This is a genomic window from Paraburkholderia sp. SIMBA_054 (genome assembly GCF_046534875.1).
Taxonomy (GTDB): domain Bacteria; phylum Pseudomonadota; class Gammaproteobacteria; order Burkholderiales; family Burkholderiaceae; genus Paraburkholderia; species Paraburkholderia hospita.
In genome coordinates, this window is the sequence record NZ_JAWRXV010000315.1 from 1 (window position 1) to 386 (window position 386).

General features: G+C 66.6%; 1 protein-coding gene. It reads right to left on the reverse strand.

Features of this window, described 5'->3' with window-relative positions; all coding sequences use genetic code 11:
* Nucleotides 1-103 precede the first annotated feature (103 nt).
* A partial coding sequence (locus SB822_RS55275) for an autotransporter outer membrane beta-barrel domain-containing protein (protein WP_410858869.1) occupies nt 104-386 on the reverse strand: 283 nt, incomplete at its 5' end.

A 386-nucleotide genomic window follows, 5' to 3' on the forward strand; every position in this document is an offset into this window, starting at 1 on the left:
GGGCATTTGCCCGACCGTCGCCGGCGGGTGCTGGTCCGAAGCCGGCTCGACGGCCGGAAGGTGATGGTCGTACGGCATCGCGATGGCACCGGGGGCCGGGGCGCTACCAGTTCCACCGCATGCCGGCCTTCCCGTTCCAGGAGGTGTCCTGGCCATTGAAGCTCCAGCTGTAGTCGATGTCCGCGTAGAAGTAGCCGGTGCGGGAGACCTGCCAGGTGCCGCCTATCCCGAGCTCGGCCCAGCTGCCGCCAAGGTCGACCTGGAAGGGCACGTAGCCGCTCGATGTCTCGAACTCGCTTCTGGGCTTGCCCTTGAATTCATGCCAGATATTGGCGCGCAGCCACGCATTGCCGGTTCGCGGTTCGTCGGATGCGTTGCGTCGCTCG